The 14,551-nt window shown below is 72.5% G+C and carries 9 protein-coding genes and 2 pseudogenes; 6 read left to right on the plus strand and 5 right to left on the minus strand.

Translation table 11 applies throughout. From position 1 onward, the window contains the following. Nucleotides 1–74 precede the first annotated feature (74 nt). Nucleotides 75–1,544 carry a M1 family metallopeptidase gene (locus ACFY2A_RS18245; RefSeq protein WP_387172928.1) on the plus strand — a complete coding sequence of 490 codons (1,470 nt, stop codon included), beginning with the start codon at nt 75–77 and terminating at the stop codon, nt 1,542–1,544. A gap of 48 nt (nt 1,545–1,592) precedes the next feature. Here ACFY2A_RS18245 and ACFY2A_RS18250 read toward each other — a convergent pair whose 3' ends face one another. Next, nucleotides 1,593–2,705: an LCP family protein gene (locus tag ACFY2A_RS18250; RefSeq protein WP_363925654.1), complete on the minus strand. Its 1,113-nt coding sequence runs from the start codon at nt 2,703–2,705 to the stop codon at nt 1,593–1,595. Nucleotides 2,706–2,934: 229 nt separating this feature from the next. On the opposite strand from ACFY2A_RS18250, the gene ACFY2A_RS18255 reads away from it, so the two are divergent. Beyond that, nucleotides 2,935–4,632, plus strand: coding sequence for an FAD-dependent oxidoreductase (locus ACFY2A_RS18255; RefSeq protein WP_387172930.1), 1,698 nt, complete (start codon nt 2,935–2,937; stop codon nt 4,630–4,632). A gap of 175 nt (nt 4,633–4,807) precedes the next feature. Continuing rightward, nucleotides 4,808–6,364: a glutamine-hydrolyzing GMP synthase gene (gene guaA / locus ACFY2A_RS18260; protein WP_387172932.1), complete on the plus strand. Its 1,557-nt coding sequence runs from the start codon at nt 4,808–4,810 to the stop codon at nt 6,362–6,364. A 319-nt stretch (nt 6,365–6,683) separates the two neighbouring features. Here guaA and ACFY2A_RS18265 read toward each other — a convergent pair. Continuing rightward, nucleotides 6,684–7,025, minus strand: a pseudogene (locus ACFY2A_RS18265) (PspC domain-containing protein); the annotation flags it as partial. A gap of 144 nt (nt 7,026–7,169) precedes the next feature. On the opposite strand from ACFY2A_RS18265, the gene ACFY2A_RS18270 reads away from it, so the two are divergent. The 3 genes from ACFY2A_RS18270 (at nt 7,170) to ACFY2A_RS18280 (ending at nt 10,541) form a co-directional block, all read left to right on the plus strand. Beyond that, nucleotides 7,170–8,117: an NUDIX domain-containing protein gene (locus ACFY2A_RS18270; protein WP_387172934.1), complete on the plus strand. Its 948-nt coding sequence runs from the start codon at nt 7,170–7,172 to the stop codon at nt 8,115–8,117. A 207-nt stretch (nt 8,118–8,324) separates the two neighbouring features. Continuing rightward, the gene (locus tag ACFY2A_RS18275) at nt 8,325–9,230 is read left to right on the plus strand and encodes an NUDIX hydrolase (protein WP_387173080.1); all 906 of its coding nucleotides are present in this window, start codon (nt 8,325–8,327) and stop codon (nt 9,228–9,230) included. A 363-nt stretch (nt 9,231–9,593) separates the two neighbouring features. Next, entirely contained in the window at nt 9,594–10,541 is a 948-nt protein-coding gene (locus tag ACFY2A_RS18280; RefSeq protein ID WP_387173082.1) for a CDP-alcohol phosphatidyltransferase family protein, read from the plus strand. 258 nt (nt 10,542–10,799) lie between these two features. Here ACFY2A_RS18280 and ACFY2A_RS18285 read toward each other — a convergent pair whose 3' ends face one another. The 3 genes and pseudogenes from ACFY2A_RS18285 to ACFY2A_RS18295 form a co-directional block, all read right to left on the minus strand. Further along, entirely contained in the window at nt 10,800–12,047 is a 1,248-nt protein-coding gene (locus tag ACFY2A_RS18285) for a phosphatidylserine decarboxylase (protein ID WP_387172936.1), read from the minus strand. Between the two features lie 345 nt (nt 12,048–12,392). Further along, nucleotides 12,393–12,662: pseudogene (locus ACFY2A_RS18290) on the minus strand (hypothetical protein); the annotation flags it as partial. Continuing rightward, nucleotides 12,659–14,419: a PspC domain-containing protein gene (locus ACFY2A_RS18295; protein ID WP_387172938.1), complete on the minus strand. Its 1,761-nt coding sequence runs from the start codon at nt 14,417–14,419 to the stop codon at nt 12,659–12,661. The pseudogene ACFY2A_RS18290 and the gene ACFY2A_RS18295, both read right to left, overlap by 4 nt. Nucleotides 14,420–14,551: the final 132 nt, after the last annotated feature.

Genomic DNA, 14,551 nt, shown 5'->3' on the forward strand with positions numbered 1-14,551 from the left:
CTGCGGCCTGCGATCGGACGGTCGGTCGCGCGGGCCGGCCGTCGGTCGGTCCCGTGTCACGGGGAGGACGTGCGATGACAGGTGTGCGGACGCACCTGCGGCGGAGCGTGGCTTTGCTGCTGGTGGGGACGTTGGGGCTGACCGGCTGTGATTCGGCCGCCCCGGAGGAGACGGAGCCGAGCGCGGCAACGCCGAGCGAGTCGGCCGCACCGGCACCGGACTTCCAGCCGGGTGCCGCAGGGGCCGGGGATCCGTACTTTCCCAGCTACGGCAACGGCGGCTACGACGTCGCCGGCTACACGGTGAAGGTCCGCTACGACCCGGCGAAGGACCAGTTGAGCGGTGTCACCACGGTCCAGGCGAAGGCGACGGCCGACCTGTCGTCGTTCAACCTCGACCTGGCGCATTTGAAGGTCAGCGAGGTCACGGTGGACGGTGCACCGGCGCAGCACCGGCAGGAGAAGAACGAACTGGTCGTGACTCCGGCCGACGGGCTGGTGTCCGGCCGGGACTTCACCGCCGAGATCACGTACGCGGGTAAGCCGAAGTCGCTGAAGAACGAGGCGGTCGGCGAGGGTGGCTGGCTGCACACCAGCGACGGCGCGATCGCGCTCGGCCAGCCCGAGTCGGCCAGCACCTGGTTCCCGGTGAACGACCACCCGTCGGACAAGGCCACCTACCGGTTCGAGATCACCGTCCCGGACGGGCTGACCGCGATCAGCAACGGCGTCCCGGGCGGCAAGACCAGCACCGACGGCTGGACCACCTGGCGCTGGGCCGAGAACACGCCGATGGCCAGCTACCTGAGCATGGTGACGATCGGGAAGTTCCGGATCACCGAGGGCAGCCACAAGGGACGGCCGGTGTTCAACGCGGTGACCAGGAAGGTGTCCAAGGGCGCGGCGGACGCCTCGATGGCCAAGACCATCAAGGTGGCCGACTACCTGGAGACCGTCTTCGGTCCGTACCCGGTCGAGGCGTACGGCGGTGTGGTCGTCTCGGACGAGCGGATCCGGTACGCGTTGGAGACACAGAGCAGGTCGGTCTACTCGGCGGGCTTCTTCCGGCGGGGCGAGAACACCGGCGTCGTCGCGCACGAGGTCGCCCACCAGTGGTTCGGCAACAGTGTGGCGCTGAGTCGGTGGCAGGACATCTGGCTCAACGAGGGTCTCTCGTCGTACGCCGAGTGGTTGTGGGCCGAGCACACCGACGAGTTCACCGCGAAGGAGGCGTTCGAGATCCGGATGGCGCGGGTACCGGCGGAGGTCTGGCGTACGCCGCCGGGCAAGCCGGGGGTGAAGAACATGTTCAGCGAGTCGGTCTACCAGCGCGGCGCGATGACGGTGCACGCCCTGCGGGTGTCCGTGGGCGACAAGGCGTTCTTCGAGATCCTCAAGACCTGGGCGCGGGAGAAGCGCGACGCCAACGCCACCACGGAGGAGTTCGTGGCGCTGGCCGAGCGGATCTCCGGTGAGAAGCTGGACAAGCTCTTCGACGCCTGGCTCTACGGCAAGAAGAAGCCCGCCGCTCCGAAGCGCCTCTAGGGTTCGTCCGCCACCGGGCGAGGCGTTCATCGCCCGGTGGCGGGCAGCTCAGCTCTTGACCTTCAGTTTCGGATGTTCGGCCAGGAAGGCGTCGGCCTTGCCGGCGCGCAGCTCGGTGAGGAAGCGGCGGCCGACGGAGGTCAGTTCCTCGCCCCGGTAGGCGTTGCCCCGGCCCACCGACGCACCGGGCAGCCCGACCAGCGTGACCGCCTGCGGCGGCAGCGTGCCGAGGGCGTACGCGAAGTCCACGATCCGCCGGCCACCGACGTAGAGCAGTGCGTCGCCGAGCGCCGCGACGACCTGCTCGACCCGCTCGGGCTGCCGGGCCAGGTCCGCATCGAGGATCTTCCCGATCAGCGCCCGGATCAGCTGCTGGTGGTGGCGTTGCCGGGCGTAGTCACCACCGGGTAGGTAACGCTGGCGGGCGTAGTCGAGGGCCTGCCAGCCGTTGAGGTGACGCTCGCCGGGTTCGTAGACCATCTGTGGCCCGACGTAGCCGCCCACCCCCGGGCCCGGCTTCCGGTGCTTGCCGTCGGGCTGCCGGTGCCGGGACACGACCCGCTGGTCGACGCGGATGTCCACGCCACCCAGACTGTCGACCAACTCGTCGAAGCCGCCGAAGGTGAGCACCGCGCCCGCGTCGATGCGTAGGTCGGTGTAGTCGCTGACCGTGCGGCGCAGCAGCTCATACCCCTGGGCGGGGTCGGGTCGCTTGGGGCGGTCCGGTACCCGGCTGCCGTAGCTCATCGCATGGGTGAGCTTGGTCCGCCCGCCCGGGTAGCCGGCCGGCTTGTACGCCGGAATGTCCACCACCAGATCGCGGGGGAGAGAGAAGAGGTACGCCTGGGACAGCCCCGCCGGCACGTGCAGCACGAGTACGGCGTCGGCGTGCGGCTCCCAGCCGGGCACACTCACCCGGGTGTCCACCCCGACCAGCAGCAGGTTGAGCGGGCCGGTGATGTCGGCACCCGGCGGCGGGCTCGGGCTCGGACTGGGGCTCGGGCTGGGCGACCCGCTCGGACCGCCGGTGGCGGTGGTCGGTGTCCGGCGGTCGTCGCCGACCGTACGGGCCACCACCACGCCGATCACTGCGACCACCGCGAGCGTGACCAGACCGGCCAGCGCCAACGTCAACCGTCTCCGGTCTCCTCCGAGCATCATCCCCCGCCTCCTTAGGGCGTCTGCCGAACCCCTGGCCGCCTGCGACGCCGCCTGCGACTCCGCCTCGGCTCGGCGGTGGACTTCGACACCCGCCTGGGTCGATACCGGTCCAACGCGGTGAACCGGGCTCGTGGTTGCGTCCCGATCGGGCGAGGTCGACGCGGTGCGGAGCATGATCGCGCGGAATCGGGTCCTGGCGCGAGAGCTACTCGCGAGTAATGATGCGTTCATGCGGTACGACGTGGTGGTCATCGGATCAGGTTTCGGCGGCAGCGTCGCCGCATTGCGGCTGGCCGAGAAGGGCTACTCGGTCGGCGTACTGGAGGCGGGCCGGCGGTTCGCCGACGACGATTTTCCGCGGACGTCGTGGCGGCTGCGGCGCTTCCTGTGGGCGCCGAGGCTCGGTTGTTTCGGCCTACAGCGCATCACCCTGCTCCGGGCGGCCGGCCGGCGGGCCGGCGGCGGCGTACTGGTGCTGTCCGGAGCGGGCGTCGGCGGCGGTTCGCTTGTGTACGCCAACACCCTCTACGAACCCCTGGACGCCTTCTACGACGACCCGCAGTGGCGGCACCTCACCGACTGGCGGGCTGAGCTGGCTCCCCACTACGACCAGGCCAAGCGGATGCTCGGGGTGACCACATACCCGATCGCCACCGCGGCGGACCGGGCGATGCGGCAGGTCGCCGAGCGGATGGGAGTGGGGCACACCTTCCACGCCACCCCGGTCGGCGTGCACCTCGGACGGCCGGGGGAGCGGGTCGCCGACCCGTACTTCGGCGGGGCCGGCCCGGAGCGTACCGGCTGCACCCACTGCGGCGCCTGCATGACCGGCTGCCGCTTCGGCGCGAAGAACACGCTTGTCAAGAACTATCTCTGGCTGGCCGAACGGCTCGGCGTCCGGGTACATCCACTGACCACGGTGACCGCGGTCCGGCCGGTCGACGGCGGGTACCAGGTGCACACCGAGCGCACCGGCGCCTGGCTGCGCCGGAGCCGGCAGGTGATCCACGCCGACCAGGTGGTCTTCGCCGCCGGCGCGCTGGGCACCCAGCGGTTGCTGCACGAGATGCGGGAACGTGGCCACCTGCCCGGCCTCTCGCCCCGACTCGGCGAGCTGACCCGGACCAACTCGGAGGCGATCCTCGGTGCCTCCGTGCCGCACCGGCGGGCCCGCGAGCGTGGCGTGGACTTCACCGAGGGGGTGGCCATCACCAGCTCGTTCCACCCGGATCCACAGACCCACATCGAGCCGGTCCGCTACGGCCGGGGCTCGAACGCGATGGGGCTGCTCCAGTCGCTGCTTGTCGACGGCGGGCCGCACCGGCTGCGCCGGTGGCTCGGCCAGTTGCTGCGGCAGCCCCGGGTCGCCGCCCGGTTGCTCTCCGTCCGCCGCTGGTCGGAGCGTACGGTGATCGCCCTGGTGATGCAGTCGACCGACAACTCGCTGACCCTCCGGCTGCGGCGTGGGCCGCTCGGCCGTCGGCTCGTCTCCGGCCCGGGCCACGGCCGCCCCAACCCGACCTGGATCCCGGCCGGCAACGAGGCGGTCCGGCTGCTCGCCGAGGAGATCGACGGTACGCCGGGCGGCGCGCTGACCGAGCCGTTCGACATCCCGGTGACCGCGCACATCCTGGGCGGTGCGGTGATCGGTGCCACCGCCGCCGACGGCGTGATCGACCCCTACCACCGCGTCCACGGCCACCCGGGCCTGCACGTCGTCGACGGTGCCGCCATCTCGGCCAACCTCGGCGTCAACCCGTCCCTCACCATCACCGCCCAGGCCGAGCGCGCCCTCTCCCTCTGGCCCAACAAGGGTGACCCCGACCCCCGCCCCGCCCCCGGCTCCCCCTACCGCCCCCTGCCCCCCGTCCCCCCACACCACCCCGCCGTCCCCCCACACGCCCCCGCCGCCCTCCGCCACCCCTGACCCCGCCCCCCACCCCCCACCCCCCGCCCCCCGTCTCCTCGATCTTGCACTTGCTGTCCGTGCATAACGTCGTATAGCGGTCATAACGGCGACCGAAAGTGCAAGATCGGCGGGGGAGGGCCGATGGGGGCGGTGGGCGGGGGAGGGAGCGTCACGCTCGGTAGGATTGCCGGCTATGAGCCTGCCGCGTCCTGTCCTCGTGGTCGACTTCGGAGCCCAGTACGCCCAGCTGATCGCGCGCCGGGTACGCGAGGCGAAGGTCTACTCCGAGATCGTCCCGCACACCATGCCCGTGGCCGAGATGCTGGCCCGCGATCCCGCCGCGATCATCCTCTCCGGCGGCCCGGCCAGCGTCTACGAGCCGGGCGCTCCGCAGGTCGACGACGGGCTGTTCACCACGGGCGTGCCGGTCTTCGGCATCTGCTACGGGTTCCAGGCGATGGCCCGCTCCCTCGGCGGCACGGTGGCCCGCACCGGCGGCCGCGAGTACGGCGGCACCCCGCTGCGCCCCCGCCTGCTCGAACCAGGCGTACTGCTCCGTGACCTGCCGGCCGACCTGCCGGTGTGGATGAGCCACGGAGACTGCGTGACCGAGGCGCCGGAGGGCTTCACGGTGACCGCCGAGTCGGCCGGTGCGCCGGTGGCCGCGTTCGAGGACCTGGCCGGCCGGCGGGCCGGCGTGCAGTTCCACCCCGAGGTGGGGCACACCGCGCACGGGCAGGAAATGCTTACCCGCTTCCTCTACGAGATCGCCGGGATCGAGCCGACCTGGACGGCCGAGAACATCATCGACGAGCAGGTGGCCCGGATCCGCGAGCAGGTCGGCGACAAGGAGGTCATCTGCGGCCTGAGCGGCGGGGTGGACTCGGCGGTCGCCGCCGCGCTCGTCCACAAGGCCGTCGGCGATCAGTTGACCTGCGTCTTCGTCGACCACGGGCTGCTGCGCGCGGGCGAGGCCGAGCAGGTGGAGAAGGACTACGTCGCCGCCACCGGCATCAAGCTGAAGGTGGTCGACGCGGCCGACCGGTTCCTCGGCGCGCTGGCCGGCGTGACCGACCCGGAGCAGAAGCGCAAGATCATCGGCCGGGAGTTCATCCGGGTCTTCGAGGCCGCCGCCCGGGAGATCGCCTCGCACGGTGACGTCGAGTTCCTGGTGCAGGGCACCCTCTACCCGGACGTGGTCGAGTCCGGCGGCGGCACCGGTACCGCCAACATCAAGAGCCACCACAACGTCGGCGGATTGCCCGAGGACCTGAAGTTCGCCCTGGTCGAGCCGCTGCGCACGCTGTTCAAGGACGAGGTCCGTACGCTCGGCCTCCAACTCGGGCTGCCCGAGGCGATGGTCTGGCGGCACCCGTTCCCCGGCCCCGGCCTGGCCATCCGGATCATCGGGGCGGTAGACCGGGAGCGGCTCGATGTGCTCCGCCGGGCCGACTTCATCGCCCGCCAGGAACTCAGCGCCGCCGGTCTCGACCGGGACGTCTGGCAGTTCCCGGTGGTGCTGCTGGCCGACGTGCGCAGCGTCGGTGTCCAGGGTGACGGGCGCAGCTACGGGCATCCCGTGGTGCTGCGCCCGGTCTCCAGCGAGGACGCGATGACCGCCGACTGGTCCCGGCTGCCCTACGACGTGATCGCCCGGATCTCCACTCGGATCACCAACGAGGTGGCCGAGGTGAACCGGGTGGTGCTGGACGTCACCAGCAAGCCCCCGGGCACCATCGAGTGGGAGTGACGCCGTACCCCGTTGGAGCGACGCCTCACGCGGGCGGCTGAGGCGCCGGTCGCGGCGCCGGCTCCGGCGTCGTCCCGGCCTCCGGCGTGGTGTCCGCACGTTCCGGTCCGGCGTCTGCTTCGGCCGGGCCGGTCGCGGGCTGTGCCGGCAGGCCGTCGGGATTCGCTGGCGTGGCCCCGGGCTGAACCGATGGGCCCTCGGACCGGGTCGGCTTGGTGTCGGCAGGTGCCGACGGTTCAGGTTGTGCGGGCGGGACGTCGGGGTGCGGGGCCGGCGCGGGCGGGGTGGCTGCCGGCGGCCAGGTGGCTGGCGCCGGCGGCCCGGCGTGCGGCACCGGTCCGGTCGGCCCGGGGAACGGCCAGGCGGGGTGTGGTGTGGTGGCCGGCTGCGGCGGCGTGCCGGTGGGTCCGTGCGGCGCGCCGGGCGCCGGGTGCGGCCAGGCGGGTGCGCCGGCCGGCTCCTCGGGCATCAGGAACCACATGATCGGGTACGCGAGGGCGGCGATCCCGCCGGTCACCAGCGTGACGATGGCGAATGCCACCCGGATCAGGGTGGGGTCGACGCCGAAGTAGCGGCCGAGACCGCTGGCCACACCGGCGATCATCCGGTCGGTGGTGGGGCGGCGCAGTTGCCGGTACGGAGCGTGAGGTGTGGAAGTCATGTCTCCACGGTCCCCGTCGCGCAGCGTATCGACCTCGGTGACCGCCCGGATCCTTACCCTGAACCAGCTCTCAGGGGCGAGTCATCAGTCAGGAATCCGACTCTTTTCCGCGTCGGCAACGGGGGACGGGGAGAATTTGGCTCCGTGACCACCATGCTCGAGCCGCTGCGCAGGATCGCGGCATACGCAGTCTGTACTGATTCCGTAGACCGAGTTCTGCTGGTCCGCGCATCGGAGCGCTCCGGCACCCCCGGCACGTGGTCCCTGCCCGGCGGGGCGGTCGACCACGGCGAGGACCCGCACCACACCGTCGTCCGCGAGACCGCCGCCGAGACCGGCCTGTCGGTGGCCGTCGCCAGCCTGCACGACGTGCTGGCCGACATGCGGGCACTTCCCGAGCGGGGCATCACCATCCACACCGACCGGTTGGTCTACCGGGTGTCGGTCCGGGGCGGCTCACTCACCGACCGGGTCGACCGGCCCACCGACCTGGCCCGCTGGTTCACCCGGGAGGAGGCGGCGCGGTTGCCACTTCGCTCGTTCACCGCCCGCGCTCTCGGGCTGCCCGCCTCGTCGGCGGACATCGTCCCGGACGAGCCGCCGGAGTTCCCCTCCTTCTATGCGGTACCCGGCCCGGACGGGCTGCACCGGGCGCAGCGCTTCGCCGCGTACGCCGTGGTGACCGACCCGGCAGGTCGGGTGCTGCTGACCCGGGTCTCCGACGGCTACCCGGGTGCCGGCTGCTGGCACCTGCCCGGAGGCGGCACCGACTACGGCGAGCAGCCGGGCGCGGCGCTGATCCGGGAACTGGTCGAGGAGACCGGGCAGACCGGTCGGCTCGTCGGGTTGCTCGGGGTGGCCAGTCACCGGGACGCTGCCTCGCTCGGCCCGGAGGGTTACCCGATCGACTGGCACGGAGTGCGTGCCTTCTACCGGGTGGTGGTGGACCAGCCGGCTCCGCCCACCGTCGGTGACGTCGGGGGTTCCACCTGCGAGGCCCGCTGGTTCGCCCGGGAAGAACTGGGTGCTCTCCCCACCGACCGCCTCACCGAGGTCACCGCCGAAGCCGTCCAAGCCGCCCACCTAACCTGACCCCCCACCCCCACCCCCACCCCCCCACCCCCACCCCCCCACCCCCGCCTCCCTGCGCCTGCGCACCCCTACCCCCGTGCGCGCGTCGATCATGAAGTTATTGTCGGGACACGCCGATGGCGACGGCGATAACTTCATGATCGGCGCGGCGTAGGGCCTGCGTGGGGCGGCGGGCGTCGGGGCGAGGGCGGGGCGATGGCGGGGGTTGTGGAGCAGGTGCGGCGGGTGGGGGCGTACGGGGTGTTGTGGGGCGCCGAGCGGCGGGTGTTGCTGGTGCGGGGCTCCGCGTTGGCGGACTTTCCCGGGGTCTGGTCGCTGCCCGGTGGTGGGCTGGGACATGCCGAACATCCCGCGCACGCGGTGGTCCGCGAGGTCAGCGAGGAGACCGGGCTGACCGTCGAGGTGAGCGGGCTGCGCGCGGTCGTCGCGGATGTGATGCCGTACCCGGACCTCGGGGTCGCACTGCACACCGATCGGATGCTGTTCGACGTGACGGCCGTCGGTGGACGGCTGCGTGCCGAGCGCGATGGCAGCACCGACCTGGCCCGTTGGCTGACCCTGGACGAGGCGGCCGAATTGCCGCTGCTGGCGTTCACCGCCGAAGCTGTCGGTCTGCCGGTCGTTCCGCTGCCGTCCGGTGCCCTGCGTCGTCGAGAGCCGTTCCCCCGCCCCGGGGCCGACCGCCGGCAGCGCTTCGGGGCGTACGGGGTGGTCACCGATCCGAGCGGACGGGTGTTGCTGACCCTGATCGCCGAGGGCTATCCCGGAGCGGGGCGCTGGCACCTGCCCGGTGGGGGCACCGATCACGGTGAACAACCCGTCACCGCCCTGCTACGGGAGTTGGTCGAGGAGTCCGGCCAACTGGGCCGGGTGACCGAGCTGATCGGTGTGGACAACCTGCACAACCCGGCGGCCCTGGGCCCGGAGGGGTACCCCCTCGACTGGCACGGCATCCGGGTCGTCTACCGGGTGCAGGTTGACGTGCCGACCGAACCGGCGGTGACCGAACTGGCCGGCGGCTCTACCGCCCGTGCCGCCTGGTTCACCCCATCTAAGCTGTGGAATCTTCCGATGACTGAGATCGCCGCGACAGCCCTGGAACCGTCGCGGTAACCCACGGTGGCGATGCCGGGCCGATCTCACCGCCAAGCCGGTGCGGACGACTCCGGTACAGTCGAGGCAGGACGGGCGTAGAAAACGGGCGATGGTGTCCCGGATGGGAATAAGACGGCGGTTCGCGCGGTTAAGGGGAGATATAAGTACCGCCGGCAGCTATCGCCATTCCCCCACCCCCTGTGCGATGGTGTACTCCGCAAAACGGCTGCCGGGCCAGGAAGGTCCGGCACGAGACAGCCGGACGCCCGCCATGCGGCGGTAAGCCGATCCGGTGATGGAGGAAACGTGCCGAGAGCCCCATGGCGCCGGCGTCGTACGACTGACAGCCCGCGTCCCGCAGGGCGAAGCTGGACGGGCCCGCTGCGCCGCAGCGGCACCCTCGCCCGCCAGGTCCTGCTGGTTCGCGTCGGCCGCCGAGGTGCGGAACTGCACGGCGCGACCGACGTGTTGCCCGAGCCCCGGTATCAGGACCGCCCGCGTCGCCGGTACGGCCTCAAGCGGTTCCACCGCACCGGGATGGAGACCATCTCCCCGGTCAGCCCGCTTGTCGGCCCGGTCACGGTCAATACACCCGTCGTGCCGGCTCCGGCGCCGGGTGCGTCGTCAGCGACACCTGCGCCGCTGCTGCCGGGTGAGCGGACCCCGGCACGACGGATGAAGTTCGCCCTGGTCAACGCCTGCACCCTGGCCAGCCTGCTGCTCGGCATCAACGCGATCTTCGTCGCCATGCAGGGTGAGGTGCGGCTGGCCGCGCTCCTCCTGATCGCCTGCGTCGCGTTCGACGGCCTGGACGGCGCGCTGGCCCGCAAGCTCGGGGTGTCCAGCCCGTTCGGTGCCCAGATGGACTCGCTGGCCGACATGTGCTCCTTCGGGCTCGCCGCACCCGTGGTGGTCTACGCGTCGCTGGCCGGCTCCGCACCGACGGCCGCCGCCGCGGTGGCCGCCGCGCTCGTCGCCGCCTGCGCCGCCATCCGGCTGGCGAGGTTCAACGTCTCACCGAACGACGGACGGTTCTTCTCCGGCGTACCCACCACGATGGCGGCCGCCGTGCTCGCCCTGATGGTGGTGATCGGCATGCCGGTGCCGGGGGCGGTGCAGATCGCCGGGGTGGCCCTGCTCGCCTTCACCATGGTCAGCAGCTTCCCATACGCCAAGCTCGCCCGCCTGGTCAAGCTGCCGCCGTGGGTCTGGCTCGCGCCGGTGATCGGCGCCCTGATCGACGTCCGGCTCACCTTCGGCCTGATCGTGATCGGATACCTGGTCAGCGGTCCGGTGCTCTGGCTGCGCCAGCGCCGCACCATCGTCTGACTTGACCCGCTGCTGGAAAGGGGCGTCGCGGCCAGGCCGCGACGCCCCTTTCGTAAGCACCTCAGCTGTCAACCGGCGGGCCTCACCCGACGGGTGGGACCCGGCTCGCGGCATCTCGCGGTGTCCGCGCCGGTTGAGGGCCCGGGTTACCGCAACCCGGGTGCCGCTGCACCCGGCCTCGGGCCTGGGTGCCGTTGTGCCGGGCCTCGGGCCTGGGTGCCGCTGTAGCCGGGCCGCCGCCTGCGCGGGTGCCCGGGTTCAGCGCCAGCGGGCGATCACGCTCGATCCGCCGATGACCTTGTCGCCCGGCCCGACCAGCGGCTCCGCGGCCTCTGCCGGCAGGTAGACGTCGGTACGTGAGCCGAAGCGGATCAGCCCGAACCGTTCGCCGCGGGCCAGCAACGCGCCGATCGGAGCGCGCTGCACGATCCGGCGGGCGATCAGGCCGGTCCGTTGAGCCACCACCACGGTGCCGTGGGTGGTGTCCAGCACCGTGTAGGCGGCCACGTTGTGCTCCGCGTCCGGCTTCATCGCGTTGACGAACCCGCCGTCGGCGACGAAGTAGTCGACCACCTTGCCGGCCACCGGGGAGCGGTTGACGTGCACGTCCAGCACCGACAGGAAGACTGCGATCCGCAGGAACTCGCCGTCGCCGAAGCGTTCGTCGGTCAGCCGCTGCACCGACAACACCTGCCCGTCGGCGGCGGCCACCACGGCCGAAGGGTCCTCTGGCACATCCCGCTGCGGGTCCCGGAAGAAGGCGGCCACCGGCGCGGCGGCCAGCGCGGGCAGCAGCCAGAGCTTCGACTTCGGTCGGGCCAGTCGGGTCAGCGCGGCCAGCCCGAGGGCGATGCCGGCGGCGGCGACCCCGTTGGAGTCGATGTGCATGTCGCGGCTGAGCGGCACGCTCGACGGCCGGTACGCGGGAGCGAGCTGCTCCGCCACTGCGGCGTCGGCCGGGGTGAAGCGGAGCCGGTACACGCGTACCGGCGGGTTGTTGCGCAGCACCAGGTCGTTGCCGACGCCGTACAGCGCGCCCTGCCGATCCAACTCGGCGGCTGCGCCGGCGGTCCGGGCGACGGCGGTGGCGACGCTGAGCACCGCGCCGTCGGCCAGGTACTTGGTGAGTGCCCCGATGGTGGCGCGGGCCTCGTCCGCGGTGCCGGTGAACGCCTCGGCGGCGATGACCACCACAGCGGCCTCCGCCTCGGCGAGGCTGTCCACGACCCGGACCCGCTCGGCGACCCAGCGGCCCTGGGCGGTGACGTGCTCCCGCAGCGCCGTGGCGCTGACCCGTTCGGCGGGTACCAGGGTGAGGGTGTCGCCGGGCAGCATCGCTTCGATCGCCGCGGTCAGCACCGCGGACTCCGGAGCCGCACCGACCAGTAGGGCGGCCTTCGGTTCGTTGATCCGGGCAAGCTCGGAGACGAGGGTACGGGCGGCGCGCTCGCCGAGGCGGACCGGACCGGAGCGGTCGGGCGTACGCACGGCGGGGGACTGGGTCATGTCGAACGGGCTCCTGACGGGTAGAGGCGACTGACGCGATGGTCACCGCCGGCGGCGAGGTCGGCCCGGCCACGGACGGCCCGCGCGCCGACGACCCGCGGGGGTTGCCCTGCGGCGCGGGCCGGCCAGCGCTGGCGGGAGCACACCGGCCAGCATAGGCGGCGAGCGACCGTGGCCGCACGGTCAGGCGTCGCGCCCCGGCCGTCCGGGCGGTGGCGTCTCGTCCGCCCCGCCGAACAGATCCAGCGTGCGGTCCACCTGCGGCTCCGGGTCGGCTGCCGCTGCCGAGCCGACCGGGGCCGGCTCGTCCGTCGGCGTGTCGGGACGCGCCGGGTCCGGCAGCGGATCCGCGGTGGCGTCCCCAGCGCCCGGTGCCGAGACGTCCCGGCCGGTGTCGTCAGGGGTGTCGACCGGTGCGGGCCGACTGTTGTATCGGCTGGAGCGCAGGGCGCCGATCAGACCGAGCCCGCCGACCAGGATCAGCCCACCGGCCAGGAACCAGCCGACCGGCGGCAGCACGAGACCGAGCACCTGGGCGAGCAGCCACCAGGCGGCGAGTGCGAGGAAGAGCAGTCCGAAGGCGAACGACACCAGGTCGGTGCGGTGGGTCCTCACCGGGTCACCTCCATGTGGCCGGCGTTTACGTGCAGGTTGAGGCGCAGTTTGCCGCCCCCGGCGCCGTCCGGGCCGAGATCGACGATGTCGGTGGCCCGGTTGTCCATGCCCTGCGTCCGCTGGCCGAGGACGTTGGCGTCACCGGCGGTCACCTGCGTCATCGCCGTGACGTCCACGTTCGGCGGCAGCACCACCGTGGCCTCGCCGAAGTTGATGGCGACGGTGATCTCCGTCTCCTGCTGGCTGAAGTCGATCGCCCGCAGGTCGAGCACCGCGTCGCCGAAACTCTGTTCGTACCGGACGGCGAGGTCACGTTGACTCGTCGGTGCCCAGGTGACCGCCCCGTCGACACCACGGACCCGGTCGTAGGACTCGACGACCGTGACCACGGCCAGGGCGGCGGCGGTCACCAGGCCGAGCGCGATCAGCCAGCGGGCCCGCCCGAACCAGGTACCCACGAGCAGGCCGAGGCCGATCACCGCGAGTGCCGCGGCGAAGTAGGCCGACGCGCCGATCCCGAAGACGTCCAGCAGGTCGAGGACGCCGACCAGGCCCAACGCGACAAAGATCGACGAGAAGGTCACCGCGCCCAGGGCTGATCGTTCCCGGGGTTTGCGGGGCGGCTTCGCACTGGGCGGTGGTGGTGGCGGCGGAGCCACCTTCGGTGGACCGGCGTAGGGGCCGTGCGGGGCGAACGGGGGACGGTAGGTCGATTGGCCGACCGGTGGGCCTGACGCGGCGGCGCTCGTCGGCCACGCTGACGTCTGCATTGTTGGCTCCTCAGGCCCGCCCGGCGCCGAGGGAACGCCGGACGTCGAGCCGGGTGGGTGGAAGGCGGGCGGCGTGACGGTCGCGGTCCGGCCGAACTCCGGGTACGCCGCGGAATAGGCGGTCGGCCCGGGGTAACTGACCGGTGGCACCGGACCGGGTGGCGGAGGTGGATTCGCGGCGACACCCGCATCCGGCGTACCCGGTGCGGTCGGGATCGGCTCGGGTCGGGACTCGCGCTGCTGACGGTTCAGCAGCAGCGCGCCGCCGACCAGGATGGCCGCGCCGAGAAGTACCGCGCGGAAGGCGTCGGTGACGACGAAGCCGAAACCCACCGCGACCACCACGCCGAGGACGATCACGGTGACCGGGGACATGCTGGAACGCCCGCGGCCCAGCATGGATTCGATGGGCGAGGCGCTGTCACCCTCGCCCGGGATGATCAACCAGGCGGCGACGTAGACCAGGATGCCGACGCCGCCGAAGAAGCCCAGGACCGCCAGCAGCACCCGCCAGAGCACGGGGTCGGTGTTGGTGGCTCGGCCGACGGCAGCACAGACGCCCGCCAGGTAACGGCCCTCGCGGGGCCGGACCAGGCCGTACCGCGAGGTGAAGCCGGCACCGCCGAAGGGAGCGCCCGGGCCACCCCCCGGCGGCGGCCCGCCCCACCACCCCGGTCCGCCGGGTCGGCCCGGTCCCCCTGGTGCGCCTGGCCCCCCTGGTCCGCCCGGCCCCCCCGGCCCGGCGGACGGTGGCGCGGTGGTGGTGTCCCATGCCGTCTCGCCGGTGGGCGGTGGCGCGGCGGCGACGGGTGGCGGTGTGTCGTCCCACGCCGTCCCGCCGGTCGGCGCCCGTCCGGCGGCCGGTGCGGCCGGGCCGTCCGTGGCGGCACCGGGGGATGCGGGTACGGCCGGCCCGGTGGCCGCCGGAGGCGTCGGCTCCGGTTCGGTCGGCCCCGGCCGGTGCGGCTGGGCAGCGTCGTCGGTCATGCCTCGATCCTGCTGCGCCCGACGCCTGAGCGTCCTCCGGAGACGACCCTGACCCCACCCTGAGATCCGGCCCGCCCGAATGTCGGGGGCGTCCCCGTGGTCGGACCGCCACGCCGCGTGTGACGATCGAAC

The organism is Micromonospora sp. NPDC000442, assembly GCF_042898635.1.
In the GTDB taxonomy this organism is placed as follows: Bacteria; Actinomycetota; Actinomycetes; order Mycobacteriales; family Micromonosporaceae; genus Micromonospora.